Origin of the sequence: Psychrobacter submarinus (assembly GCF_904846685.1) — a bacterium.
GTDB lineage: Bacteria > Pseudomonadota > Gammaproteobacteria > Pseudomonadales > Moraxellaceae > Psychrobacter > Psychrobacter submarinus.
In genome coordinates this window covers 763,411-789,659 of sequence record NZ_CAJHBQ010000001.1, presented here as the reverse complement: position 1 = coordinate 789,659, position 26,249 = coordinate 763,411, and the positions used below count along the sequence as shown (strand labels likewise).

At 43.9% G+C, this 26,249-nt stretch carries 24 protein-coding genes; 12 read left to right on the top strand and 12 right to left on the bottom strand.

Going from position 1 to position 26,249, the window contains the following annotated elements:
- Window positions 1–4 precede the first annotated feature (4 nt).
- The 3 genes from JMY03_RS03580 to JMY03_RS03570 are packed head-to-tail and all read left to right on the top strand — an operon-like array spanning window position 5 to window position 714.
- Window positions 5–262 carry a hypothetical protein gene (locus JMY03_RS03580; protein WP_173240227.1) on the top strand — a complete coding sequence of 86 codons (258 nt, stop codon included), beginning with the start codon at window positions 5–7 and terminating at the stop codon, window positions 260–262.
- Window positions 252–518 (top strand): hypothetical protein, encoded by a 267-nt coding sequence (locus JMY03_RS03575; protein ID WP_201601103.1) that lies wholly within the window; start codon window positions 252–254, stop codon window positions 516–518. The genes JMY03_RS03580 and JMY03_RS03575 overlap by 11 nt, the downstream gene beginning before the upstream one ends.
- Window positions 499–714: a hypothetical protein gene (locus JMY03_RS03570; protein WP_201601101.1), complete on the top strand. Its 216-nt coding sequence runs from the start codon at window positions 499–501 to the stop codon at window positions 712–714. Before JMY03_RS03575 ends, JMY03_RS03570 begins: the two co-directional genes overlap by 20 nt.
- A 547-nt stretch (window positions 715–1,261) precedes the next feature.
- On the opposite strand, the gene JMY03_RS03565 is transcribed toward JMY03_RS03570, so the two are convergent.
- Together JMY03_RS03565 and queC are read right to left on the bottom strand one after the other, a co-directional pair.
- A complete protein-coding gene (locus JMY03_RS03565) occupies window positions 1,262–1,591 on the bottom strand; it encodes a hypothetical protein (protein ID WP_025647395.1) in 330 nt (109 codons plus the stop codon).
- Window positions 1,592–1,876: 285 nt separating this feature from the next.
- Window positions 1,877–2,656: a 7-cyano-7-deazaguanine synthase QueC gene (queC, locus tag JMY03_RS03560; RefSeq protein ID WP_025647393.1), complete on the bottom strand. Its 780-nt coding sequence runs from the start codon at window positions 2,654–2,656 to the stop codon at window positions 1,877–1,879.
- Between the two features lie 277 nt (window positions 2,657–2,933).
- On the opposite strand from queC, the gene ttcA reads away from it, so the two are divergent.
- Window positions 2,934–4,061, top strand: coding sequence for a tRNA 2-thiocytidine(32) synthetase TtcA (gene ttcA / locus JMY03_RS03555; protein WP_201601099.1), 1,128 nt, complete (start codon window positions 2,934–2,936; stop codon window positions 4,059–4,061).
- 114 nt (window positions 4,062–4,175) lie between these two features.
- Here the strand turns inward: ttcA and JMY03_RS03550 are convergent, their stop codons facing one another.
- From JMY03_RS03550 to ccoN, 6 genes are all read right to left on the bottom strand, one after another.
- Window positions 4,176–4,760 (bottom strand): FixH family protein, encoded by a 585-nt coding sequence (locus JMY03_RS03550; RefSeq protein WP_201601097.1) that lies wholly within the window; start codon window positions 4,758–4,760, stop codon window positions 4,176–4,178.
- 150 nt (window positions 4,761–4,910) lie between these two features.
- Window positions 4,911–6,323 (bottom strand): cytochrome c oxidase accessory protein CcoG, encoded by a 1,413-nt coding sequence (ccoG, locus tag JMY03_RS03545; protein WP_201601095.1) that lies wholly within the window; start codon window positions 6,321–6,323, stop codon window positions 4,911–4,913.
- Between the two features lie 306 nt (window positions 6,324–6,629).
- Window positions 6,630–7,724 carry a cytochrome-c oxidase, cbb3-type subunit III gene (ccoP, locus tag JMY03_RS03540; protein WP_201601092.1) on the bottom strand — a complete coding sequence of 365 codons (1,095 nt, stop codon included), beginning with the start codon at window positions 7,722–7,724 and terminating at the stop codon, window positions 6,630–6,632.
- Entirely contained in the window at window positions 7,721–7,903 is a 183-nt protein-coding gene (locus tag JMY03_RS03535) for a cbb3-type cytochrome oxidase subunit 3 (protein ID WP_194197257.1), read from the bottom strand. The genes ccoP and JMY03_RS03535 overlap by 4 nt, the downstream gene beginning before the upstream one ends.
- A complete protein-coding gene (gene ccoO / locus JMY03_RS03530; protein WP_201601089.1) occupies window positions 7,903–8,541 on the bottom strand; it encodes a cytochrome-c oxidase, cbb3-type subunit II in 639 nt (212 codons plus the stop codon). Before ccoO ends, JMY03_RS03535 begins: the two co-directional genes overlap by 1 nt.
- 9 nt (window positions 8,542–8,550) lie before the next feature.
- Window positions 8,551–10,032 carry a cytochrome-c oxidase, cbb3-type subunit I gene (gene ccoN, locus JMY03_RS03525; RefSeq protein ID WP_201601086.1) on the bottom strand — a complete coding sequence of 494 codons (1,482 nt, stop codon included), beginning with the start codon at window positions 10,030–10,032 and terminating at the stop codon, window positions 8,551–8,553.
- Between the two features lie 1,129 nt (window positions 10,033–11,161).
- Here ccoN and JMY03_RS03520 point away from each other — a divergent pair.
- Window positions 11,162–11,551: an alkyl sulfatase C-terminal domain-containing protein gene (locus JMY03_RS03520; protein ID WP_025647379.1), complete on the top strand. Its 390-nt coding sequence runs from the start codon at window positions 11,162–11,164 to the stop codon at window positions 11,549–11,551.
- Window positions 11,552–11,745: 194 nt separating this feature from the next.
- Here the strand turns inward: JMY03_RS03520 and JMY03_RS03515 are convergent, their stop codons facing one another.
- Window positions 11,746–12,714 (bottom strand): hypothetical protein, encoded by a 969-nt coding sequence (locus tag JMY03_RS03515; protein WP_201601084.1) that lies wholly within the window; start codon window positions 12,712–12,714, stop codon window positions 11,746–11,748.
- 516 nt (window positions 12,715–13,230) lie between these two features.
- Between JMY03_RS03515 and JMY03_RS03510 the strand changes: the two genes are divergently transcribed.
- The 3 genes from JMY03_RS03510 to JMY03_RS03500 all read left to right on the top strand — a co-directional run bounded on the left by JMY03_RS03510 (window position 13,231) and on the right by JMY03_RS03500 (window position 15,797).
- The gene (locus JMY03_RS03510; RefSeq protein WP_025647377.1) at window positions 13,231–14,469 is read left to right on the top strand and encodes a lipoprotein-releasing ABC transporter permease subunit; all 1,239 of its coding nucleotides are present in this window, start codon (window positions 13,231–13,233) and stop codon (window positions 14,467–14,469) included.
- 151 nt (window positions 14,470–14,620) lie between these two features.
- Window positions 14,621–15,301 (top strand): lipoprotein-releasing ABC transporter ATP-binding protein LolD, encoded by a 681-nt coding sequence (lolD, locus tag JMY03_RS03505; protein ID WP_201559660.1) that lies wholly within the window; start codon window positions 14,621–14,623, stop codon window positions 15,299–15,301.
- A 190-nt stretch (window positions 15,302–15,491) separates the two neighbouring features.
- The gene (locus JMY03_RS03500; RefSeq protein WP_201601081.1) at window positions 15,492–15,797 is read left to right on the top strand and encodes a hypothetical protein; all 306 of its coding nucleotides are present in this window, start codon (window positions 15,492–15,494) and stop codon (window positions 15,795–15,797) included.
- 22 nt (window positions 15,798–15,819) lie between these two features.
- Here the strand turns inward: JMY03_RS03500 and JMY03_RS03495 are convergent, their stop codons facing one another.
- Window positions 15,820–16,395, bottom strand: coding sequence for a DUF2062 domain-containing protein (locus JMY03_RS03495; RefSeq protein ID WP_025647371.1), 576 nt, complete (start codon window positions 16,393–16,395; stop codon window positions 15,820–15,822).
- Between the two features lie 327 nt (window positions 16,396–16,722).
- On the opposite strand from JMY03_RS03495, the gene JMY03_RS03490 reads away from it, so the two are divergent.
- The 4 genes from JMY03_RS03490 to JMY03_RS03475 all read left to right on the top strand — a co-directional run bounded on the left by JMY03_RS03490 (window position 16,723) and on the right by JMY03_RS03475 (window position 23,546).
- The gene (locus JMY03_RS03490; protein ID WP_227675471.1) at window positions 16,723–19,860 is read left to right on the top strand and encodes a ComEC/Rec2 family competence protein; all 3,138 of its coding nucleotides are present in this window, start codon (window positions 16,723–16,725) and stop codon (window positions 19,858–19,860) included.
- Window positions 19,861–20,244: 384 nt separating this feature from the next.
- Window positions 20,245–21,306 (top strand): signal peptide peptidase SppA, encoded by a 1,062-nt coding sequence (sppA, locus tag JMY03_RS03485; protein WP_201601078.1) that lies wholly within the window; start codon window positions 20,245–20,247, stop codon window positions 21,304–21,306.
- Window positions 21,307–21,763: 457 nt separating this feature from the next.
- Complete coding sequence (locus tag JMY03_RS03480) at window positions 21,764–22,657, top strand: alpha/beta fold hydrolase (RefSeq protein WP_201601075.1); 894 nt, start codon at window positions 21,764–21,766, stop codon at window positions 22,655–22,657.
- Between the two features lie 67 nt (window positions 22,658–22,724).
- Window positions 22,725–23,546, top strand: a complete 822-nt coding sequence (locus tag JMY03_RS03475) for a CPBP family intramembrane glutamic endopeptidase (protein WP_227675470.1) — start codon at window positions 22,725–22,727, stop codon at window positions 23,544–23,546.
- Window positions 23,547–23,642: 96 nt separating this feature from the next.
- Here JMY03_RS03475 and dusA read toward each other — a convergent pair whose 3' ends face one another.
- Together dusA and JMY03_RS03465 are read right to left on the bottom strand one after the other, a co-directional pair.
- Window positions 23,643–24,614, bottom strand: a complete 972-nt coding sequence (gene dusA / locus JMY03_RS03470) for a tRNA dihydrouridine(20/20a) synthase DusA (RefSeq protein WP_025647362.1) — start codon at window positions 24,612–24,614, stop codon at window positions 23,643–23,645.
- Between the two features lie 240 nt (window positions 24,615–24,854).
- Entirely contained in the window at window positions 24,855–26,156 is a 1,302-nt protein-coding gene (locus JMY03_RS03465; protein WP_201601072.1) for an MFS transporter, read from the bottom strand.
- Window positions 26,157–26,249: the final 93 nt, after the last annotated feature.

The following is a 26,249-nucleotide window of genomic DNA, read 5'->3' as shown; positions in this document are numbered from 1 at the left end:
TTAAATGCGATTACCTGACCTTAACGACTTAATGCAAGATTTACAGCTCGCTAAGCAAATGGCGATAGATGACCACAACCCAAACGCGCTAGTAGTCGCTACTATTGCACAAGCGAAGTTACTAGGACTGGATAAGCCGATTAAAGACGTAACGGCAAACAATGATGAGTCAGTCGTTTTTAATATCACGGGTGTATCGCCTGAACCATTAACGCCTGAGGTAGCGCTCGCTATTAGTAAGAGGTTAGAAGATGAGTATTGAGATAATGAGCAGATTAACGCTAGATGACTTACTCGATCAAGTAGAGGAAGCTAGGCAAATGGCAATAGAGGAGCGCAAGCCTACCGCTATGATACAAGCGACTGTTACCACAGCAAAGCTACTAGGACTCGATAAGCCAGTAATTAAAGATGTGAATGCTGGTGAGGTGCAGACCATTAGCGAGCTGATGAATGAATTGGCAAACGATGACCAGTTGCTAACTCAAAGGATAAGCCATGCAAAAAATGAGTATTGATGACCTGATGACAGAATTAGACGATGCCAGGTTGACCGCTAAGGAGAATGGCCAAGCGTCTGCTATGGTTGCTGCTACCATGTCAAAAGCAAAGCTGCTAGGGCTAGATAAGGGCGTTACTGATGATAACGAGGTGCAGCCGATAAGCATCATTGTCCGAACCGTTGACGCTCGCAAACCTGAAACAGTCTGCTAGTTTTTGGACACGTTAGAGGGGGGTATTGTTTGATATATTTACGCTCGAACCAACGGACACCGCCACTATCCACACGCGCAAAATAAAAACCGTTTCAAAAGTAAGTTAAAGCCGTGAACCTAGCCGAACCCTTATAGCGTATAACTTAGCGTCTATAAATGGTTAAAGCGGGCAGGTTAAGAAGTTAATAAAAGTTAAAGGAGTTAATGAAAAGTCAATGGGCTAAACTTTTAATTTTGCGGACGCATAAAAATTACTTAGGCAGCGGTCACCGCTAATAAAGACCTAAACAATTATAACGCCCTATGGCTACAATCAAGCATAGGTAGTTATAAAAATGGCTACCAAAGTGGCTACCATTCAATATACTATTTCAATAATTATCAATATAAACAATAGCTTATAGATATAAAAAAGACTGACAACCGCCAGTCTTATCTTATGTTTTATATGAATTTAATAGGATAGAGTCAATATAATAAAAGCTTTGACAAGCCTATAATTCATTACTTTATATTGATACGGGTCAAAATGGCTGTATGCTGTATTAAGAGGGTTTTTGTGGCTGCTTTAAGTCTAAACCTTCAGTACATTGCTGTAAGTCTCGCTGCATTTTTTTTACATAAGGTAAGCTAGAAGGGTCTTTTTTGTCTTGCGCGTAACTCTCAATTTCCCACATTTGACCGATGGTCATGTTACTACGCACATTAATAGTGCAGTTACACAGCTTAGAGGCGGTATTTCTATCGGCAACTTTGTATTTAACCGCGCCACTAATACATTGATTGATATTATCTTTTTTAATGTCAGTAGCGTTTGCTTGCGGCATTGCGAACGCGGCAGCTAAGGCTAGGGGGAGTAATGGCAATAACTTCATAAATATCCTCTTGCAGGTAGTGTCAATTTTTGACTCTGGTATTCAATGTGATTTTATAATCAATAGACAGCTGGATCACTGATATGTGAGTGACTGAATCATCGGTGATATCTCATGTAACCTATATTATATATAATCTATTCAATTGGCAAAAATGATTGTCCATACCATAGCAAGTATGGTGATAAAAATACAATGGCGACGTGCTGTGTTAATGCAAATGAATGTTTCGCTAATGTTGATTGATGCCGCCGGTTCAGGCCACATTCATCAAGCCTATCTTGCTTAGCCTGCTTGATAGTGAGTAGGGTCAGTGACGCCAGCTTGAGCAAAGCCTTGGCGACGTAGCGCACAGCTGTCACAAACGCCGCAAGCAAGTCCGTTCACATCGGCACGGTAGCAAGAAATCGTTTGTCCATAATCAACGCCCAATGATAGACCAAGCTCAATAGTTTGAGCTTTGGACAGCTTTTGTAGTGGGGTTTGGATAGACAAGCGATGACCGGTAACGCCCGCTTTTGTCGCCAGATTGGCCATGTGCTCAAATGCTTCGATATACTCTGGACGGCAATCAGGATAGCCCGAGTAGTCAACTGAGCTGACCCCAATGACGATATGATTGGCATCAGTCACTTCAGCGACGGCTAGAGCATAAGACAAAAAGATTGTATTACGTGCAGGCACATAAGTATTAGGGATAGCATCGTTATCGATTTCATCGTGCTTTTTATTAGGGAATTTGTCGGTATCGCCGTCTGGTACGATCATGCTGTGATCGGTGAGTGATGAGCCACCAAGCTGGGCGATATCAATGTCGATAATTCTGTGGTTGACGCCTGCTGTCTCAGCAATGCGCTTTGCTGCGACAAGCTCACTATTATGACGTTGCCCATAGTCAAAGCTGACCGCTGTCACCGAGGCATAGCGTGCCTTTGCCCAATACAAACACGTCACCGAATCGAGACCACCTGATAAAAGCACCACGGCATTTTGGTTTTTGTGAAGAGTATCGTTGCTGTTGGACGCTTGATTCATTGAGGGATTCTGCAAAGTAACGTTAGTCATAGTAGTATCTATTATTGGTTTACGAAAACGCCATTTTAGCAAAAATACGGTTATTACAGAACCATGAAGCGATCAATCACGCGTCACAAAGGCGACAAAGCCATATCCAATAATATCCTGATAAAATACAGTCTGTATTACTGTCATCTTTTCAATCTGTTAGCATTATTTGTTATAATCGCAGCTTTTAAAGCAGCGACCATCTCGCATCATTGACGGTGCTTTATAGCAAATCGCTTTATAGTAAAATCATCCTTATAAAGATATTGAGTAACTTATGACCACAGCAACCTTGTTTACGCCAGACAACCCTTCTCAGACCAACGATGTGTCTGATGATATGTCTAATGAAGCAGGTTTTAATCGTTATAGTATAGAGGCCGATGCTGAAGAGGATAGTAATGAGGATAGGGCTGCTGACTCACAAGCACCGACTGAATCAGCGCACTTTCGTAAGCTACAAAAAAAGCTACGCCGGCAAGTGTCTGCAGCGATTCAAGATTTTAATATGATAGAGGACGGCGATGTAGTCATGGTCTGTGTCTCAGGCGGCAAGGACAGCTATACTTTGCTCGATATTTTACTGCTGCTAAAACGTGTGGCGCCGATTCATTTTGATGTTGTCGCCGTCAATTTGGATCAAAAGCAGCCAGGCTACCCAGAGGAGGTGTTGCCTAATTATCTAAATGAGCAAGGGATAGCGCATTATATCTTAGAAAAAGACACGTATAGTATTGTCAAAAGCGTGGTACCAGAAGGCAAGACTTACTGTTCAGCGTGCTCACGCTTACGTCGCGGCTCGCTTTATGGCTTTGCCAAACAAATCGGCGCGACCAAAATCGCTCTAGGTCATCACCGCGATGATATGCTAGCGACTTTCTTTTTGAACCTCTTTCATGGCGGCGCGCTAAAGTCTATGCCGCCCAAGCTTCTCAGTGATGACAAGCAAAATGTTTTGATCCGGCCGCTGGCTTACGTACAAGAAAAAGACATCATCGACTATGCGGCGCTAAAGGAGTTCCCGATTATTCCTTGCAATCTATGCGGCAGCCAAACCAACCTGCAACGCGCTATTATCAACGATATGCTACGCGAATGGGATGATGCTCATCCGCAGCGCTTGGCTTCTATTTTTAAAGCTATGCAAAACGTTGCGCCGTCACAATTAGCCGATCGCGAGCTATTCGATTTTGAAACGTTGGCCAGTGAGCGCGATGATAGCGAGCGCTTATTTGAAGGCGATAACATTCAAGTCGGGCAGCAAAGCAGTCTTGATGAGATAGGCTTGCCGACTGAGCCCAAAAAACAAGCTTTTAGCGCCAGCAACCCAGATAAAGAGCATTCGATAGCGACAAATCAAAGCCAGCAAAGCACAAAGATTCCTACCATTAATCCAGTATTATAATTTGAATAAATGGTGGTTAACTTAATAGTATTTATAAACAAGCTAGCATTCATAAGAAAGCCAGCTAACCGTGCAAGTTAGCTGGCTTTTGCTTTAAGGATTTTAATAACTCTATTAAGAAGTTTTTTCAAACACCGGTAGCGGATCGAAGCTGACCTCCGCACGCGGCAGTTTTGCCACATCTTGCATACGCCAATCATCACTGCCTTCGTTACTGACTTGTAGATAGTATTTGGCTTTTAAAGGGTCAATGTCCGCTTGCGCGGTATATTTATTAGCGCCTTGATGCTCTAATACCACATCACGATCTTTTTTGATGTCCGTGGCATGAGATATGGACAAGTTCAGAGTATCAGGATAAGTGACTGGCTCACCGTTCAATAAGGTGCCTGATTGTAGACTCTGCTCGGGATAATTCAAATAAAAAACGATCTCGCCTGTGTCAGAGAACTGCATTTGACCATGCAAATCTAAATCGTAAGTGAGCTTATCACGTGAGACATCGTGATACAGCGTCTTGCCATCCATGTACCAGTCATCACGTACTACGCTATCACGGATTTGATAGGAGTAATACACAAAGAAAATACAAGCCACTACCACAAACGCCGGTAGACCAATAACAAAAATAACCACCATGTAATTCTTGTACCATGGCTGGCTATCTTGATGTTTAAAGTTCGAGGAGGAAGTAGACATAAAATACCTATTAATAAAATAGCGTTTAATACATAGATAAATGTCCTACATAAGATAATAGCCACTTATCGAATATAAGACATGCAGTAAATTTAAGCAAAAGATCAGCGCTATGTGAATCATCTTATTGGAAGCGCTGACCCTTATTGGCTACAACTGACCTTGTGTGGTAAAGACATTGTCTTTACTGACTTTATATTGACCATCTTCGCTCTCAACATGCAGCGTCACAGGCGTTTGTCCTGGTTCGACAACTTCTGGGTCCCCATAAATGCTAACGGGCATATCAAAGCTTTCACCAGGCGCTAAAGGAACATCATTGAAGCGTAGCTGCAAACTCAGACCGTCTTCAGGCGCTAAAGTAATCTTGTAAGTATGCTCATCCTGCGTTTTATTGGTGAGTTTGACCACGTAGCTGTTTTCAATCATACCTTGCTGATTTAAGGACGACAGCTGGTTACGGTCGCGGCGTATATCGATCTCTAGTGGCACCCGATCGGTTAGCGCAAAGATTAGACCGCCGCACAGTATCGTCAGCAATGCCAGATAAGCAAATAGGCGCGGACGCAATACACGGCTCGGCTCTTTCTCGGCCAATTGCCGCTCGGTTGTATAACGAATCAGCCCGCGTGGATAGCCAACTTTGTCCATAATCTCATTACAAGTATCAATACAGGCGGCGCACTGAATACAAGCAACTTGCAGACCATCACGGATGTCGATACCGGTAGGGCAGACCTGCACACACATCTGACACTCGATACAATCGCCTAAATCATCAGGATTGGTGCCTTTTTTACGCGCGCCGCGTGGCTCACCACGCTCATAATCGTAAGAGACAATAAGCGTGTCTTTATCAAACATGACGCTTTGGAAGCGGCCATAAGGACAAATATGTACACACATCTGCTCACGCATATAACCGGCATTGGCATAAGTGGCAAAGGTAAAAATAAATACCGATACCCATATCCATGTTGGCCAATCAGGGAAGGGGATAAACCCTATTGTCTGCCAGCTTTGATAAATATAATCAGTACCAGCCACATAGCTAACAAAGGTAGTTGCTGTAATCACTGAAAAGACAAACCAGATAAAGTAAATCAGCGAGCGCTTAAGGATCTTTTGTGGGCCCATTGGCGACTTATCGAACTTGATACGCTTGTTACGATCACCGATTACCCATTTTTCGACATGCTGATATAGATGTGTCCAAATCGTTTGTGGGCAAGCATAACCGCACCACACTCGGCCGGCATAGACCGTCACCATAAATAGCGTAAAGGCAGCAATGATGGCAAATATAGCAATAAAATAAAAATCTTGCGTCAAAAATGTCATCCCAAAGATGTAGTAGTGCTGCGAGGGTACATCGAACCAAATAGCTTGCCTGCCGTCATAACGTAGCCATGGTAATAACAAAAACAACGCCAAAAAGAAATACATACTAATGACGCGGATATTTTGATAAAAACCAGTAACAAAGCGAGGATGCACTCGATGTTTAGTCGCATCGAGGTCTATTTGTTGTACAGGGATCTTATTAGGTTGTGGAGCTGACATAAACTTGCCTCTTTTTAACAAAAGAATCAATTCGCAGTCTGATTAGACGCTATAGAAAATGTTGTCATAATCATGTTGTTATAACCTAAAATAAACACTAAGCTTTAGAGATGACTATTTTAACATTTCCCCTAATATAAATGGGGGTATAAGCGCAAATAGCAATATCGGTAGCACCATAACCTAAAGATATTCAAAGCGCTTGAGTCACAAAAACGAGTGGACTGCTAACTAAAAAAGGAGAACTGCATTAACAGTCCTCCTTTAGTAAAATGCTATTATTTCTAAACTTGCGTTATGATTGGCTTAATTATTGCTCGTGTTAGGAGTAGATCTATCCGAAAGCGAGTAAACATACGCGGCTAGAAGCATAATACGCTCGTTTCCTAACTTAGTCTCCCACTCAGGCATCACACCGGCACGGCCATAACGTAGAGTATCTCGTACTGTCTCACGCTCACCGCCGTATAACCAAATATCATCGGTTAAGTTTGGCGCGCCAGTAGAGATCATACCTTTACCCTCTGGACCATGACATAGCGCACAGTTCTGAGTAAAGATTGCTTCACCTTGTTTGACCATAGTTTGATCTAATGGACTATTGGCTTCGCTACCCTTTTTGGGTGATAAAGATAAAACATACTCTGAAGCAGCGCGAACGCCATCTTCACCGATCTGATCACGCCAAGCTGGCATACCGCCAACACGGCCTTTATGCAAAGTAGTCAAGATGTGTTCAGGTTCGCCGCCATACAGCCATTCGTTGTCAGTTAGATTCGGATAGCCTACCGCGCCTTTGGCATTAGAACCATGACAGACCGCGCAGTTTTGTAAGAATAAGCGACTACCGACTTTTAACGCATTCGGATCTTGCGATAGCTTCTCAACCGCAGGCGCAAGCGCAGCGATTCTATCATCAATCTGAGTTTGCAGATCTGCAGGCGGCTCTTCACTACGACGCAGTGTCGTCTGTAAGCTGTTAAGCTCGTCCAAGACGGCTGTCGCATCACTCGCACCAGCTTTTGCTAAGATGCTTTGCTCAAAGTTATCAGTGAAGATCTTATCGTTAGCTTCAAGCTCACTATACAGCTCGTTCTTAGAGGTCCAAGGCACTGTTTCGCCATCGACTTCTACGGTTGCGATACCTTCCCAGTGTTTAGGGAACATGGCTGGGAAAAATACCCAATAAGCAACGCCCCAAATAATTGAACCAAAAAATATCACTAACCACCATTTAGGGAGTGCTTTGTCGTATTCTCGGATGCCATCATACTCATGACCAGTCGTACCGTCGTCTTCTAGGCTCGGTTTGTATTTGATAACAAACAACAAGACACCAAGAATAAAAGCCCAGCAGCCGATACTGAGTATGGTAATCCAAGAACTCCAAAAAAATGTCATCGTTTATCCTTATTGCGCTGCTCTTCAGACAAGGATTTAATATCCTCGTCATCAAGCGCAAGTTGTGCATCTTCTTCGAAGCGTTTTTTGTTTTTTGGCGAATACGCCCACCATGCAACGCCTACGAAGGCAATAAAGGCAGAAACGGTCGCAATTGTTTGTAATTCACCAATACCCATTAGCGCTGTCCTTCCATTGCGGTACCTAGCTGCTGTAGATAGGCTACCAAAGCGTCAAGCTCAGTGGCACCAAGTACAGCATCTGGAGCACCTTCGATGTCTTCTTCAGTGTAAGGAACACCAAAACGATCGCGGAATAGACGCATTTTAGCTTGAATGTCTTCACCATCTACTTCATTTTCAGCAAGCCAAGGGAATCCAGGCATCACTGATTCAGGCACTAGCGAACGTGGCGCAATCAAATGCTGCTTTTGCCAGTCTTCAGAATAACGACCACCAACACGTGCTAAATCTGGTCCAGTACGTTTCGATCCCCAAAGAAAAGGGTGATCCCACGTTGACTCAGCGGCACGCGAATACGGTCCATAGCGTTCGACTTCTGCGCGTAGTGGACGAACCATTTGCGTATGACAAACGTGACACCCTTCACGGATATAAATATCACGACCTTCGAATTCAAGCGCTGTCCAAGGCTCCATAGCAGGTAGGGGAGCATTCACCCCGCCTTCTTCAGGGCCTTTGTTATCATAGATCAATGGTACGATTTCAACCAGCGTTGCAAAACTAATAGCAATCACGATACCAATGACTAACAAGCCTGTATTTTTTTCAATAATTTCATGCGGTGTACCAGCCATGATCGCTCCTTATACGTTAGCTGTCGAAGTTTGGTCAACACTAGGTTCATGATCCGTTGGATCAGCGACATCTACAGGCTTACCTTCTGGCATCTTAATAGTACGATAGACGTTATAGGCCATCACAAACATACCCGATACATATAATAGACCACCAAATGCACGGCCGATATAAGGGAAGTGTGAGAACTCAACCGTATCGACAAAGCTGTATACCAAAGTACCATCAGGGTTAGTCGCAAGCCACATCATGCCTTGACCGATACCTGAGATCCACATAGATACGATATAGAAAATAGTACCTGCAGTCGCCAGCCAAAAATGCGTGGTGATCAAGCTAATAGAGTACATCTTTGGTTTGTTATAAATACGTGGTAACAGTACATATAGCGAACCAATGGTAATCATACCAACCCAGCCAAGTGCCCCTGAGTGTACGTGACCAATTGTCCAGTCCGTGTTGTGCGATAGCGCATTGACTGTCTTAATAGACATCATTGGCCCCTCAAACGTCGACATCGCGTAGAACGATAAAGCGACAATCATAAAGCGAATAATCGGGTCAGTACGTAGCTTATCCCAACTGCCAGACAAGGTAAGAACACCGTTAATCATACCGCCCCAAGATGGCGCGAATAGAATGATAGAGAATACCATTGCCAATGACTGCGTCCAATCAGGAAGCGCTGAATAATGCAAATGGTGACCACCAGCCCACATATATGCAGCAATCAACGCCCAAAAATGCACGATAGACAAACGATACGAATAGATAGGACGACCAATCTGTACAGGAACGAAATAATACATCATTCCAAGGAAGGCGGCCGTTAAGTAAAAACCTACCGCGTTATGCCCGTACCACCACTGCACCATCGCATCAGTTGCACCGCCAAATAGCGAGTATGATTTAAACGCACTAACCGGAATTGCCATGCTGTTTACGATGTGTAGTAGGGCAATCGTAATGATGAAAGCGGCAAAGAACCAGTTAGCGACATAAATGTGTGAGGTTTTGCGTTTGATAAGCGTGCCAAAGAACACGATAGCATAAGAGATCCATACCAAAGCAATCAAGATATCGATAGGCCACTCAAGCTCAGCGTACTCTTTACTTGTGGTCAAACCTAGCGGTAGGGTGATGATGGCTGCGACAATAACTGCCTGCCATCCCCAAAAGGTGAACCACGCCAAATACGGCGCGAATAAGCGTGTCTTACAGGTACGCTGGACGATGTAATAAGAGGTTGCGAACAGGGCAGAACCACCGAACGCAAAAATCACTGCATTGGTATGCAGTGGTCTTAAATGACTAAAGGTCAGCCATGGAATGTCAAAGTTAAGTGCTGGCCACGCCAATTGTGAGGCAATGAAAACACCGAGACTCATGCCGACGATGCCCCAGATGACAGTCATAATCGTAAAGAATCTTACGATAGTGATTTCATACTCGCGGTCTATAGGGGCGACTGCTGTGTTTTGTAAACTCATTGGATGATTCCTTTACAGCCTAAATTATCAACAGAATTAACTAAAGCTTTGCGATATCCAAAAGATAGCAAGGTTAAGAGGCGATGCTGTCTTTTGGATAGGGATTGCGGCGCATGCTACTGTCAGGCGTATCTATCACTGTAACGAGGTATTAACTAGTGAGCCAAACTCTTGCTATCTCAGCGTTGACTGAGCGGAAAAATAGCCATAAAGGCCAATAATACTATTGAGCAAAGTAAGGATGATTAATATATCGTTAAAGTTAATAAAACCTTGTCATACTCAGACCGTAATTATTCAATTGAATGACTAATTTGGGTTGCTAAGTCTGATTATTCAGTTTAGTCGCTAATATTAACTACTAAAATCAGTGGTTAGTTCAATGATTAACTTAGTAGTTATCGTAGTGAGTATCTAAGTATTAAGCTACAGTAACTGGGCTCGTAAATATCGACTAGATAACGATTGACCGAGTATAGACTGAAATATAAGTGGACTTTTATCTCTCTTATAAGCTAATGAAAAGTAGATATACGCTAGCGACTGCTGACAAAAAACATGCTCAGGTAACGTTTAGTTAAAACTCCCGACTCTGTTTAAGGGTATTGTAACGCAATCTTAATCAAATATCATCAAGCTGTTGCCCCAAAATACAAACTCTTTGGTAAATAATTTATCGGACAACTTATCTTAATGGGCTCTTGAAACACAAAATAGCGGCGCGACCTCAGTACTGTTTAAGTCTATTAAGCGCATACTGGCGCTGTTATATTTGCATGGGTAAAATAGCGTTAAGTGTTGAAGGTATCTGGTTTTTGGCTGATGCCACAAGTAAGACCTGCTAAATAAAAGCTAAGCTATCAATTTTGTAACTATTTGGTCATTAACCATGAGATTGGGTTTTACTTCTAGTCAAACTCACCCTTATAATAAAGGCGTATAAATAGTTTTATGACAATAACTACCACTCAATATACTTGTGTAGACGCTGTTTATATCAATGTCTATGTTTATAGATTCGATGCGTAGCTTGGGGTCAAATCAGTAAGATGACCTCTGTGTCTATTAGCACCGATGATAAGATAAATATAATAAGTATCAATAATAAGTATTCACTAAGGATAAGAATATGGCGGTTTTTTTAACGGATAACTGGTTTGAAGAAGTAGAAAAAATGGGCAATGAAGCCGGTGAGCTCAACCTTCCTCCTGCACTAGAGAACATGGTCATTAACCTAAAAGTCACAGACGGCGATGAGGTGATAGAAAGTCATTTCGCTAATGGCTTATTGCATAAAGGTTTGAATGCTGAGGCAACGACAACTTTGCTGCTAGACCGTAATACTTTGCAGTCGATCATCACGGACTTCGATATGAATGAGATTATGGGTGCCTTTATGAGTGGTAAAATTCGCGTCGAAGGCGATATGTCACAGCTGATGGCGCTACAAACCGCTCGTCCAAGCGATGAGCAAAAAGCACTATTTAAAGATATCAAGTCAATGACGACGCTGGCTTAGTTTTTAGCGTGGTTTTTAACGTGATTTTTAGCGTGTGCTACGCGCTAAAGGGTGTTGAGCGTTATGAGTAATACGTTGCAACTATAGCTCTTTAAAGTCGAAGCCCCTGACAATATTAATCTTTGAAAGTATAAGTTAAAAAAACCCCAAACGTCATGTTTGGGGTTTTTTTATGAAGCATTATTAACGGTGTTTTAGCTGGCTGATTTTACTTGTTCGTGCTGATTTTCTTTATAGATCGCTGCTTGTAGCCAGATATTTGCTTGCACATAGTCGTGTACTGCAATCGCTTTTGTCTCATCGGTCTCACAAGCACCAATACGAACCACAAAAGGATCGGCGTCTTGTTCACGCAGGATCACAACATCAAACAAGATAATAGGCTTACCATTAAAGACAGTTTGCTGCTTGCCTAGCACTTGCCCTTGACACCAAGCTTCATCTTCTTGACCTAAAGTGTCGCCGAATAAATAGGCGCACATATGACCTAGATTAATCTCTACGGGTGCCATCTGCTCTTTTGTCTCAGGTTGCCACTCTGCGATTTGCTGCTGCAGATCGTCAGGCATTTTGCCGTCGTTAGCGGCGACGATATCGTTAAAAGCGCGATGATAGCGAATGGCTTCCTCGTCTTCGACTTTAATCACCTCGTTTTGTTCGCTAATTGAGATCTCATGCGCCCAAGCACTAAAGTTTATAAAGTATGAGGTGCCTTGCTGGTATTGGTGACGGTTGGCAGTATAGAGTTGATCAAACGCATAAATGATACTGCCATCACCGCTACGTAAACGCAGTACGGCATCGTGCGAGTTGTCATTGGCAATAATACGCTCGATTTTGCAGTTCAGTCCATAGGGGCTATCGACGCACGGGTAGGCGTTGATGAAGCGCTCTGGTCGACCCTCTTTCATAGCTAAAACTTGATTGATATGGCAGGGCTGATCTTCAGACAATAAGAGACAGCTGTCTGAGGCGCTCACATTGCTATTAAGGCCTTTTGGGATAGCTGCATGCTCAATCATTTGCTGTAACCATTCGGGCACATCCTGACTCATATCATCAGTCAAGATACGCCAATGATCAGCATGACCAGCAGTCTGTTCGTCGGATAAGGTGGTTTTGGTAGGGGCTTGTACGTTTTTATACTGATAATTAATGGTCATGAGAATACTCAAACTTAAAACAGTGATAAGGTTGGATAGTGAGCGCTAAGTATTATGTCATGCATCCAAGCGCATAGAGCACGATATGTTGATATCAATAATATTTATATTATAGTTAAGCGATGCTGGCTGCAATGTCGTCACGCTATCCGTTATACCACAATGATGGGTTAATGACATTTGTCTTTAGCATACAATATATAGGTATGATGGCAAACAATAGCAAGCCCCTGCCAAAAAATAATCATAAACCAAGCGGTTTTGCCAAAAAACCCCATTAGTTTATGCTAATCATTGGCACATATTCATAAAATTGTGTCAAACTATCCCCTTTTTTTGGCAGTCTTATTACTCTATCAGGGTGTTGATGGAGTAAATACCCAGCAGATCTGTCTAGAACCCTATTTATATGCCTGTTTATTTGGTTACAAAGCTTTATTCGTCCTATTCGCCTTATTGGTGTAAGGCTGCGGTCACGATAGAGAAGCGCATATAAATAAGATAAAGAGTTTGACTATGTTTCGTCCTTTAGCATTATTTATTGGCTTGCGTTATACCCGAGCTGAGCGCAGTAACCGCTTTATCTCCTTTATATCTTTGATCTCCATGATAGGTTTGACCTTGGGAGTAGCTGTCCTGATCACGGTACTATCAGTGATGAATGGCTTCGATCGAGAGCTAAAAACCCGCATACTCGGTATGGTGCCGCAAGCGACCGTTACCTCATCTGAGGTGATTAGTGATTGGCAGCCATTAGCTGATCGTATCAAGGCTGAAGATCCAGAAGTGGCAGCAGTGGCCCCCTTTATCCAGCTACAAGGTATGCTAACAGCGAACGGTCAAGTCGCGGGTATTATGGTCACGGGTATCGAGCCTGAGTATGAGAAAAACGTCTCCATTATTAATAATCATATGATGGAGGGGGATATTGATACCCTACAAAGCGGTGATTTCAATATCGTTTTGGGTGAGGAGATGGTGCAATCGCTCGGTCTGAGTATCGGTGATAAAGTCACTTTGGTGCTACCAGAGGCTTCGCCATCACCAGCCGGCGTTATACCTAGGTTTAAACGCTTTACTTTGACGGGTATCTTTAATATTAGCCCAGACGTCAATACTTTAGCTGCCTTTATACCGATGAATGATGCAGCAAAGCTATTACGACTACCGGATGGCGCGCAAGGTATTCGCTTGAAGCTTGATGATATCTTCCAAGCGCCCACAGCCGCGCAAAAGGCGGCTAGCATAGCGCCGCCTCAGCTGTATCCTAGTGACTGGACCCAAACCCATGGTAACTTGTTTGGCGCGATCCAAATGGAAAAAGCGATGGTCGGCTTATTGCTGTTTTTGATTATTTTAGTAGCGGCTTTTAACATCGTTTCAAGCTTAGTGATGCTAGTAACAGACAAAAAAGCCGATATCGCTATCTTAAAAACCTTTGGCGCGTCGCCGCGGCTGATTACGCAAGTATTTATGGTGCAAGGCGTAGTAATTGGCGTTATTGGTACAGTCGCTGGGACGATACTAGGGGTGATATTTGCACTGACGGTTAGCGATATCTTGGGCTTTATCAATCAAGCTTTTGGTCTGCATTTATTCGATGCTTATTTTGTCAATTATCTGCCTTCACAGCTACGTATAGTCGATGTGGTATTGATTACTGGTGCTTCGTTTATCCTGAGCTTCTTAGCGACTATTTATCCGGCGCGCCGAGCAGCTAAGATTCAGCCAGCCCAAACATTGCGCTATGAGTAATCGCGGCAGTATGCAACTGTTACAGGATTGTCGATTGTCTAGATTATAGTTTGATTTAAATACAAATAATGATACAAACCGGACGCTATATTAGCCTAGACATCAGTGTCGATATAGAAGCGGTAAGCTATTAAAGAATAAAGGAAGCGCTATGTCAGTTATTTTGAAGGCAAGCAATATTAACAAAATCTATGATGATGGAGCGGTACACACCCAAGTACTCACGGGTCTGGATCTCAATATCAGCGCCGGCGAGCGTGTGGCTATCGTCGGTACTAGTGGTTCGGGTAAAAGCACTTTGTTGCACTTATTAGGCGGCTTAGATACGCCCACTAGCGGTGAGGTGTGGCTACATGGTCAGCGTCTTAACGATATGAATGAGACAGAACGCGGTGCGATGCGTAATCAGTATCTGGGCTTTATTTATCAGTTCCATCATCTGTTAGCTGAGTTTACCGCTATCGAAAATGTCGCTATGCCGCTACTGATGCGCCCAAAAGTATCGACTACTGAGGCGCGTCAGCAAGCGATTGAAATCTTAGAAAACGTAGGCTTAGGTCATCGTTTAGAGCATCGGCCTGGCGAGCTATCTGGCGGCGAGCGTCAGCGGGTAGCGATTGCTCGTGCACTGGTAACTAAGCCATCGCTGATTTTGGCCGATGAGCCGACGGGTAACTTAGATTATGATAATGCGCAAAGCGTGTTTGGGTTGTTATCAGAGCTGCAAAGCACAATGAAAACCGCGCTGCTTATGGTGACTCATGATCGCAGCTTAGCCGCGCTTGCCGATCGTCAGCTGTTATTGCGTAATGGTCATTGGGAAGACTATTAAGGTTCTCGTTTATTAAGTTATTAATTTACTAAGTCATTAAGTTGCTAAGTTGCTCGTTTACTAAGTTATTAGGTCATATCGAAGCAACTTAGCCGCCAGAAAAGCTACGATAGCAATAAATAGTCGCTGTTGTTTTTAACATAAATCGATAGTATCGTTTTGCTATTATTTACTTTTGAGGAGTGACATTATGGATAAGGGAGATGACCCAATTGCTGCTTTTGGTAGTGCAGAAGAGGGAGATGAGCCTTTACTGCCTTATATCGATGCTCAAGCATTTGAGCAAGTCGATAGAGAGACACAAAAAGAGCAATTGGCTGCAATTTTTGATGCGATTACTTTAGCGGGGGTGGATTATTATTTAGAAGTACAGCAAACGCCGACAGCTAAGCAATATACCTTAACCAAAAATGACAAGGCCGTCACCACGCAGGTAATGGATAATAATTTTAAAGATAATATCCTCGAGGCATTGGACGAGCATCAAAACAATTAGCATGATTTAAAGCATTAGTACATCAAGGTTTAGGCGTCTTGTCGGTTCGCAGGCGTTGACGCTTCTGCCAACTGCTGACAGTCTTATAACGCCAAATGCCTTTGAAGGCTAAGCCGCAGATAATACTACTAACAATAGCTAAGATAGTCAGACCAAGACAAAACGCAGTAATCGATACTGCACCTTTATAAGTGATAAAAGGATTGGCACCGTCCGACAATACCCATAGACTAAAATCAGCAATCATCCTACCAATCAGCCGTAAGCTAATCATCGGCACATCAATAATCTTTGCGCCAATATAATAGCCTGTGTAAAAGATGGGCAGCGTCGTCAGCGGGTTAGTAATCCAAGTCAGACCCAGCGCCATAGGCACATTTGCGCGAAAAATAAGCGCACCGATTAAGGCCAGTAGCATCTGGCCCGGTAGCGGGAAAAAAGCGCTAAGCACGCCGATATACACCGCTTTATTTAAGCTGTGGCGATTGAACTGCCACAATCTAGGGTCGCCTAAATGCGGCGCAAAGAACTTTAAGCTGCGGCTTTGTAAGATTTGTTCAGGAGTAGGAAGTAGGTTCTTCAGACGTTTTTTTGACACATGCCTGCCTTTAGTCGTTAATTACAGCCCGCTGCTAAAAAATAAGCCAATCGGTAGGCAATTACGTTTTAAGTCAAAAGTATATCATTATTAATAGTGCTATGATGAGGGGATAGCGACTGAAAGCTTATGAATAAGCTGTTGATAAGTGTTTTTACAGCGATACTTTATTACAAATTTTTTATTATAGCGATTTGGTTATAAAATAGTATAAGGTAATCGTAATAAAGGCACAAATGCTATGGTCAGCGCCAAGCTTAGATAGCGAACCGCTATTGCATCGGCTCTATGCTTAATCCTAGCATAAATTCACATTAGCGAGCGAGGATGTCAATGTATTGGGGAGTTGGCGCGCTAATAATAAGTGTGATGGCAGCTGTATTGACCAAAGCTGCGACTATACCCTTGCCGCAGAGCTTCGCTTTCTTAGATACTAGTCACTATCTGCTTTTACCTAGTCTACTTATCATCATTACGATTCTACTCATCTTATTAAATCAGCGTCTAAGCTTACCTTCATCAGATACTTCTGTTAACAGTCCCCCAAAACTATCTTCAATATCAGCCTCATCAACTGCTCGTATACTTAGCTTGCTTCAACCGCTGCGCTATCTAATTGTAGCAATCTTGGCACTAGCCTTAATCGTTGGTAGCTTGCTACAAGCGCTTACTGCTCATCAGCAGTTAGAGCGTACCAAGATAACAGCGTCCGAGCGCGTGCAAGCTTGGGTGACCATTGAAGGCATCAGTGATAGCGTGTACGACGCGACGATGAATAGCGGCTATCGGCAGGTCGCGACTTTAAGCGAGATAGTGCCGTTAACCGACGATCTTAGCGCTGAACAGTTGGCTAAAAAAAGCGCTGAGAGTAAGGCGGATGATATCCTGCAGTCAGGTGGCGCATCATCGAATCAGCGGGTACTGCTAAGTTTATATCCCAATAAAGCCAATGATACTGCTAGTGTCGCTAGGTTAAATCGCTTACAGCCGGGCGAGCGCATATTGATGAGCTTAACGCTTGCGCCATTAGCCAGCTCCGAGCAAGCGCTCAATAACCCAACTGGCTTTGATAGCTATCGCTGGCTACGTGCCCGTCACATCGATGGGACTGCGACGATTATTGCGCTCAGCTCAGCCGCTACTAGCTATTCGAATCAGTCGACGAGTGCCGCTAGTACTGTTAGTGATTCGGCCTCTAGTTGGTCGCGGCTGCGTAACACTATTGATAACTGGCGTTTGCAGTTACGTCAGCACTTTTATCAAGACTGGTCTACTAAAAGTGCTGCGAAACAACAAGCAGATGCAGTGACGTTGAGTTTGCTGACCGGCGATCGCAGCTTAATCAATCGCGAAACCAAAGATCTGTATCAGCTTGCTGGCATCTCGCATCTATTAGCGATCTCAGGGACCCATGTGCTGTTTTTGGCGATTATATTAGCTGCTATGGTAGTGATGCTGGTCGAGCGCTTTTATCCGGCACTTTATCGCTTGCTGCCGCGCTGGCAAGTACGCTGGTGGGTGATGATAGCTTCCGCTTTTATTTATGCCTTATTTACTGGCTTTGATGTGCCAGCGGCGCGCACCGCTTGGATGTTATTAGCGATAGGCTTAGTACGTCTGACATTAGTGCCGGTCAGTACTCTGCAGGTATTGTTAGCTCTAGCTATCCTAATGGCTTGGCTAGATCCGTATGTGTTATGGCAAGCCGGCTATTGGCTGTCGTTTATTGCTGTTGCGCTACTGCTGAGCTATGAGGATAAGCTGACAAATCAGACTTCGGCCGCGACTAGCTCCTCGTCCTCCGTTATGGCAGCTCAGTCAGTTAAGATCGGCTATAGCTCCAATAGATTAACTGATATGCACAGTAAAGGTTGGCTATTATTTAAGCGTCTCTTTAGATTACAGTTTTGGTTATTTATAGCGCTACTCCCCATTACTTTATTACTGTTTGGCAAGGCATCGTTATGGGGTCTTGTCATTAACCTATTTGCCATTGGCTTATTCGGCTGGATTATTGTACCGCTGAATCTTTTAGCAGGTTTGTGCTATTTAATCTTACCAAGCAGTGCTGATGGCATTTGGGCAGTAGTCAGTGCCATTGTCTATCACTTACATCAATTAATCGAGTGGCTGACGACGCTGCCTGTGCTAGGTAGCGCTTGGTTATACACCCCCGTTAACTTCGCTATGTTACTAATGGCAGCACTCATGCTTTTGCCTTGGCTATTACCGCGAGGGCTTATAAGTCGCTGGGTGTCCTTAGTACCGCTGACGCTTTTATCGATGACAATCTATAGTAATCAGCAGTCTTTCTTGCAGACGCCAACGCTTTATATACTACCGACAGGCGATCGTTACATAACAGCGGCGGTATTGCTTTATCCCGCTGATAAAAACCAAGCCGAGCAAAACGATGCTAATAAAAAATCATTAGATCAAGATAAGATAAGTTGGCTGTTTTTGGCCGATCATAGAGCGCAAGGCAAGCGCACTAGGCCAAGTACGCTGAGCGCTGAAAAATTAGCAGGGCAGCTAGAGCAGCAACTGCGCACGCTAGCGATTAAAAGTCTAGACGGTATTGTTGTCCAAAGCAGCATGGTCCAAAGCAGCGCGGCCCCTATGACGACTCGTATGTCTTCTACATCGGTAGCAAGTAGTCGTCAGTTAGCTTCGCAAGAATCATCTTTGTTACCTTTGAGCGTAACACTATTAAGCCAACAGCTACCGACAGCGCAGTATTGGCAGGCAGGTCGCCATGAGCGACTGCAAGCGCGACAAAGCGTAGCAACAACAACTGACGATAACCGAATTATCAGCGCGCAAGACTGTCAGCAAGGTAAGCAGTGGCAAGCGCCAAACGGTCAATTAAGACTGCTGGCGCTCACTGGTTGGAATGAGATTGATGACGCTAGCATTTGGGATTGTAGTCTAGCTATCGTCAGTCAATCGCCGATTACCGTTGTGCATTATAATGCTAGCAACCCTCAGCAGCCTATTAAAGCGAGCGTGCAGATGCTTGCCAATGATAAAGCCTTATCTGATTTGTCTGATTTGTCTGATTTGTCTGGTTTGTCTGGTTTGTCTGGTTTGTCTGGGACTGCTGGGAATAATAGGATTTCCAATAATGCTATTTCAAGAAATACTGTTTCGAACAATACTGAATTGAATGATGCTGTTTTAAATAGTACGGTTTTAAATAGTACTGAAACTGAAGACACCGCTTTATCACGACTCATTCTCGATGTCGCCACCCATAAGCGCAGTTGGCAACTGTGGTCACTATTATGCGCCGCTGAGCCTTTAGCCTTTAATATGAGCCAAGCAGATTTTAGTGCAACAACTTGGCTTAGTCATAGTCGCTCTGCGGTAACGGCACCGATATTAATAGCGCAGCAGACTAAGCAAGTACTGACTTATGATGAGCAGCCCTTGGAGGTGGCGCTAGTAATTGAGGCTAGTAACTGAGGCTCATGAATGACTATAGTCAAGAGCTAGTGAATAGTTAGTCAGTAGGCAGTGAATAGCGAAACCATTAGGCAGACTATAACAGTATCGCTGCAAAACGCTGCAATAAGGTCACATTCTACTATTGAACCTCAGTGACAATGTCACCATACTTAGCAAACCCTCAATCAGTTATAATTCGACGCGCTTTTATAGACGATATAGTTAAATCACTTTAAAATCGATGCAGTGCATCTAGGATAATTTTGCGCAGCCTCTGGCTGCAACGACACAGCACGCAAGGAAAATTAATACCAGTTGCACGTTAATATTGAGCGTATCGACTTTATTTTGAACTGACTATAGTTGTATTTTGCTCTTGATCAATCTCACCTAGGAAGTTATATGCCCAACTGGCCACCAGACCCTAATAAACGTCCTGAAAATTCGGCAAATCAGCCGGCACCGCTGCAGCAAGTACCGGCCAATCAGCCCAGCGGACAAGAATGGCGTCTTATCGAAAAAACCTTATTAGCTAGTGTTGAAGAGCAGCGCCGCTCAAGGCGTTGGAGTATCTTCTTTAAGCTGCTTACCTTTGGTTATATTTTATTATTATTCTTCACTTTTAGCCGCGGTTGTAGCACCAAAGCGCCTACTGGGCTAGAAGGCATGGATACCAGCTCACCGCATTTGGCGGTAGTAGAGCTGCAAGGCGTTATTAGTAATGCCGATATTGCCAATGCTTATGATGTGAACGAAGCTTTGACCCGCGCATTTGAAAACCCCAACTCGAAGGCCGTGGCTTTAGATATTAACTCTCCTGGCGGCTCGCCGGTACAATCAGATGAGATCTGGCAGACGATGATAGATTTGCGCGCTGAGTATCCTGATAAGAAGCTCTATGCCGTCATCGGTGATATTGGTGCTTCTGGCGCTTATTATATTGCTTCTGCAGCTGATGAGATCTATGTGAATCCTTCAAGTCTAGTCGGCTCTATCGGCGTCATTATGCCAAGCTACAATATCGAAGGACTAATGGACAAAGTAGGGGTGGAAGATCGCACTATTACTGCTGGCGAATACAAAGATATCTTAAGCTTATCGCGGCCGCTGACAGATTATGAAGAGCAGCACGTCGAATCGGTGTTAGCCAATACTCATAAGCACTTTATCAATGCAGTAAAAGAAGGTCGCGGCAATCGCCTCAAAGACCCTGAAGCCAATAAACTATTTTCAGGGCTGTTTTGGACCGGCGAGCAGTCTATTGCTTTGGGGCTAGCAGACAAAAAGGGTGGTATCACAAGCTTAGAGAAGCAGCTTGAGCTTGATAACGTAGTCAATTACAGTCCTGTAGACCCGTTTCAGTTATTTATGGATCGCTTTGCAGTGAAACTAGGCGCAGGGGTCGGCTCAAGTATTAATCTTGATGTATTAGGGCAGCAAGAAGGCAATGCTGAGATGCGCTAAGGATTTGTATATTAACTTAGTTTTGACTCTATCAGTATCCGGGCTGAGCTAGTAAATAGCTCAGCCTTTTGCTATAACTAAGTTTGGTTTTAGTCGTTGTAATCCACCATCCTATAAATATATTTTAGGGCGTGTTGAACATTCACAAATGCGCACTGCTGATCGCTACTAGTTAATCAAAGCTGTGTTCTAGTCGTCGTTAAAATTGCAGATAATGCTTATTGCATTGGCTAGCTGATTTTATTTAAACAGTCGCAACGACTAGGGCGATTTTAGCATCAGCCCGCACTACAACAACAGGGACAGGACTATTTTTTGCCGCTTTATTGATAAAAATAGACGCTTAGAACGACTAAACTTACCATTTTTATCTGCAAATCGCCTAAAAAATAGTCTCTGTCAGTGCCAAGGTCGAATGTTCAACACGCCCTAATAATCAAAATAATAGAGAGCTTACATGAATGAGAATGACCACAAGGCGCAGAGATTTGCCTCCTTGCCCGTATCAAAGCTAACCCAAAAGCCAGTGCTGCATTTCGCGCATGCTAATGGCATGCCAAGCGCCGTTTATGCGCCTTTTTTTGACGGACTTGCTGAGTTTTTCACGATTGAATACATCCCTATGCTAGGAGAGACAAGCGGCTATCCGGTAGACAATAATTGGCGCAGTCTGACCCAACAGGTCATCGATAGTGTGGCAGAGTCGTGCAAGCGTCATGGCGTCACACAAGTCGTGGCAGTTGGCCACTCTTTGGGCGCGCTGTGTACGTTGCAAGCGCTGTACCGAGCGCCTAAACACTTTAATCAAGCCGTGCTGATGGATCCGCCACTGATATATGGGCGGAGTAGTTTTTTGATGCATGTGGCAAAGACGCTAGATAAAGTGCCGATGATGAACCACCGCTTGATGGACAAAATGTCACCTTCCGGTATCTCAAAACATCGCCGCGATGTTTGGGACAGCCGTGATGACGCTTATGAGCAAATGCGTCATAAAACCTTCTTTAAGAACTTTGACGAGCGTAGCTTTCAGGGGTATATCGAGCACGGCTTACACGAGCGCGCTGATGGCAAAGTAACGTTAGCGATCTCCAAAAAGAATGAGGTGGCAGTGTTTCGAACCAATCCATCCATGTATTGGCTGACTCCTAATGAAGGACCTAAGCCGCCTGCTCAGCTCATCATTGGTGAGGAGAGTATATTTTTGAAACGTAAATTCCCCCAACAAGTCAAAGCGCGTTTAGGGATAGACTTTCAGACGCATGCTGGCGGTCATATGTTCCCGCTTGAGCACCCAGAGTCCGTATCAGCATTGGTGCTTGATATCATTGAGCAGCAGCTGCCTCAATAGCAGTATATCTTAATACTTAAGCTGTTTTATAAAATGGCGTCGCTTATTATTTTTTGAGCTCTTATCTATGTCGAAATCTGCAAACTCACTAGACGCTATACCGCAAACAGCAAAAACGCCGCTATTTTCTTTATGGGAAGCGTTAGCACTGCTGGTGGCAATGGTGTTTGCTTTTTTTGGTAGTCAGCTATTAGGTATCTATATCGCCGGCAAGCTATTACTACCTTCTACTAAATCCCAAACAGCGGCTGACTTGTTTTATTTTGCTAGCGGCAATGGCACCATCGTTAGTAGCTCGATTGTCTTTAGCGGTGTATTTTTGAGCATTTTAATAGCGCTTATTATTCGCTTAAAAGGCGCGCAAGTTAGTGATTATTTAGCGCTCAAGTCGTTCTCACTAAAAGTCGCTATCGGCAGCTTTGGGCTACTATTACTGTTTATGATTGGTAGTCAAGCGCTGACATACTGGTTGGATAAATCCCCTTCGTTGTTCGTTGATCCTTTGTATGATTCGGTCAGCTCGGTATGGCTGTTAATCATTGCGATGGTGGTGATCGCGCCTATCTATGAAGAGCTCGTGTTTCGAGGTGTTATTTGGTCTGCGCTCAAGGAGCAGTTTGCCATAAAGTTCGATAAAACAGAGCTATCAAAAGCTGACGGTCTAGCACAGTCAGAAGCGCACGGCGCACTGATGGCAAGTTTGATTACCAGCTTAGTGTTTGCGGTGATGCACTTGCAGTATGGGCTATATGAGATCAGCACTATCGTCGTGCTCGCCTTAATATTTTGTTATGCGCGCTACAAGTCAGGGTCTCTTTTTTTGCCGATAGCGCTGCATATCTTTAATAACGGCTTGGCGATGTGGCAGTATCTAGCACAAGCTGCTTAGCTTGATGCGCTTTTATGACTGATTTAGGTTCTAGCTTAACGAATGCTAAGGTTAGTTTTTATCAGCTGATAAGCTTTTACGCGTACGTAACGCTAATTAAATTCCAGGATTTAGCGCGAGCACTTCCGTGGCAGCTCGTTCAATATCCTCAATCGTCAAGCTAGGTTTACCACTCAAAGCCTGTCGCCATCTGCGCGCGCCACTTAAGCCTTGAAACAGACCCAAATAATGCCGCGCCATCGTCGGTAGTGCTTCGCCAAGCTCGATCTGCTGACGCAAGTAAGGGTACATCTCAGCCAAGATATCAGAGCGTTTTGGTGCAGGCTCGCCCCATAAGCTATTCGCTTCTGCGAGCAAATAAGGGTTTTGATAAAAAGCGCGGCCGATCATCACCCCATCGATGTACTTTAAGTGCTCTGCGATATCATCGACGCTTTCGATACCGCCATTAATCTCAATATCAAGCTCAGTAAACTCTTGCTTAAGCCGGTAGACATCCTCATAGCGCAGTGGCGGTATCTCGCGGTTTTGTTTGGGGCTCAGACCTTGTAGCCAAGCGGTACGCGCATGAACGATAAAGCGAGTACAGCCTGCCGCTGCTACAGTTTCAACGAATTCTTTCATAAACTCATAACTATCAAAGTCGTCGATACCGATGCGATGCTTGACTGTCACTGGGATATCGACCGCTGCTTGCATATGCTTGACTAAATCTGCGACCGTAGCGGGCTCTGCCATCAGGCAAGCGCCTATCTTGTTATGCTGCACGCGATCAGAGGGACAGCCCACATTGATATTGACTTCATCATAACCATGCTGCTGAGCAAATTCGGCGCATTGGGTCATATCCGCATTATCAGCGCCGCCAAGTTGCAGAACAATAGGATGTTCGCGCTCATCAAAACGCAAGTGCCGCGCGCGGTTCCCGTATATGAGCGCTCCTGTGCTGATCATCTCGGTATACAGATAAACGTGCGGATTAAACAGGCGCGCAAAATAACGATAATCAGTCGTTGTCCAGTCAATCATAGGGGCAACGGATAAGCGTTTATTGGTCATATCTATCATAACTATAGAACTCTTTTTTAAAGCATTTTTGAAGCATTTTAAAGCATTGCAGCGATGTGTATGATTTTAACTAGGTATATAGTAGGTTGTCGGGCATATTATCCGGCGCAGCACTCATTTTGATACGGTTATTTTAATCAAGCATTGAGGCCTGCGTCATAGCACTCTATTTATTTCAAATCGAATCTATGGTAGCGTTGACATCATCGGTAACATTCACAGCCAAAGTATATAGCGCTATTAAATCACTCGGTTCAGTTGTTTCGATTCTGGTAGATGATAAAAATATAAACCAACCATAATACTCATCGCACCGATAAAAGCGATGTACAGAGCAGGCGAGATGCTGATATAAAAGGTGGCATAACCGAGTGCAAAAGGCAGCAGGCCGCCCACGATCGCATACATCACATTATAAGACAAAGCGAGACCCGTCAGGCGTACATTAGTCGGAAATAACTGTACAAGAATAGCCGGTATCATGCCTACAATGCCAGCAAAAAACCCAAGTAGAGCGTACATAATCAAGATGTAATCGCCGCCAGTTTGCAGGTGATAATAAAAGGCAAATATCTGGCCGATTAATAAAATTGATCCGAAAACCAAAATTTTACCAAAGTTTTCGTGGTTGGACACAATGCCATAAAAGACACAGCCAAAAATCATAAAGACAATGCCCAAACTATGCGAAAAAACAAACAGATCATTATCTAAACTAAAGCTTAACTCGATCAGGCTTGGCAGTAGTAAAGCCACTACCGTCGTGATGCTAGCAATCATGAGGCTGAGTAAGAGGCCCAAAAAGATAGAATGCTTGCAGTACTTAAATAATAAAGTGAGCGGCTGCCTAACGCCTCGTAAAGGTTTTCGGGTTTGCATTTCAATAAAAAACGGTGATTCGTTAATGAAGCGCCATGCCAGTAAAGGCAAGAAGCTTAGCAGAGCAGCGACAGCAAAGGGTACACGCCAGCCATAATCCAAGAGCTGAACAGGCGTCATCGAGCTGTTTAGCCAGACAAAAAAAGCGTTAGAAAATAACACGCCCACAAAAAAGCTTGCTGTCACATAGCTACAGGCCACTGACAGATACTGACGCGGGACTTGCTCAGCAATATAAATCCAAGCCAAAGGTACATAAACGCCAAACGCCATTCCCTGTATTAGGCGCAAAATAATAAATAAGCTCGGGGCTATTACGCCCCACTGAGCATAAGTCGGTAGTATTGCTATACCTACCATACAAAGCGCGGTTGCAAGCATACTTATAAGCAATAAGGGCTTACGTCCCTTCATATCGCCATAGCGACCAAACAAAATGCCGCCAAGCGGACGAGCCAAATAACCGACAGCAAATAACCCAAGCCCTTGTAGGCGAGTCATGCCAGAATCGATATTGGCTGGGAAAAAAGCAGAAGAGATATAATCTGCCATATACAAGTAGATCAAAAAGTCAAAAAAAGTGATAGCACTCGTCAAGCAGACAAAAATCACCATGTTTTTATCTTTACCAGACATGAGCGCATATTGAGGACGAGAAGGCATGGTCGATTATTTTCCCATATACAAGCAAAGCATTACAACGGTCATCACAATGGCCGTTGACGATAAATAAAAAGTTAAAATTGTGCGAAAATA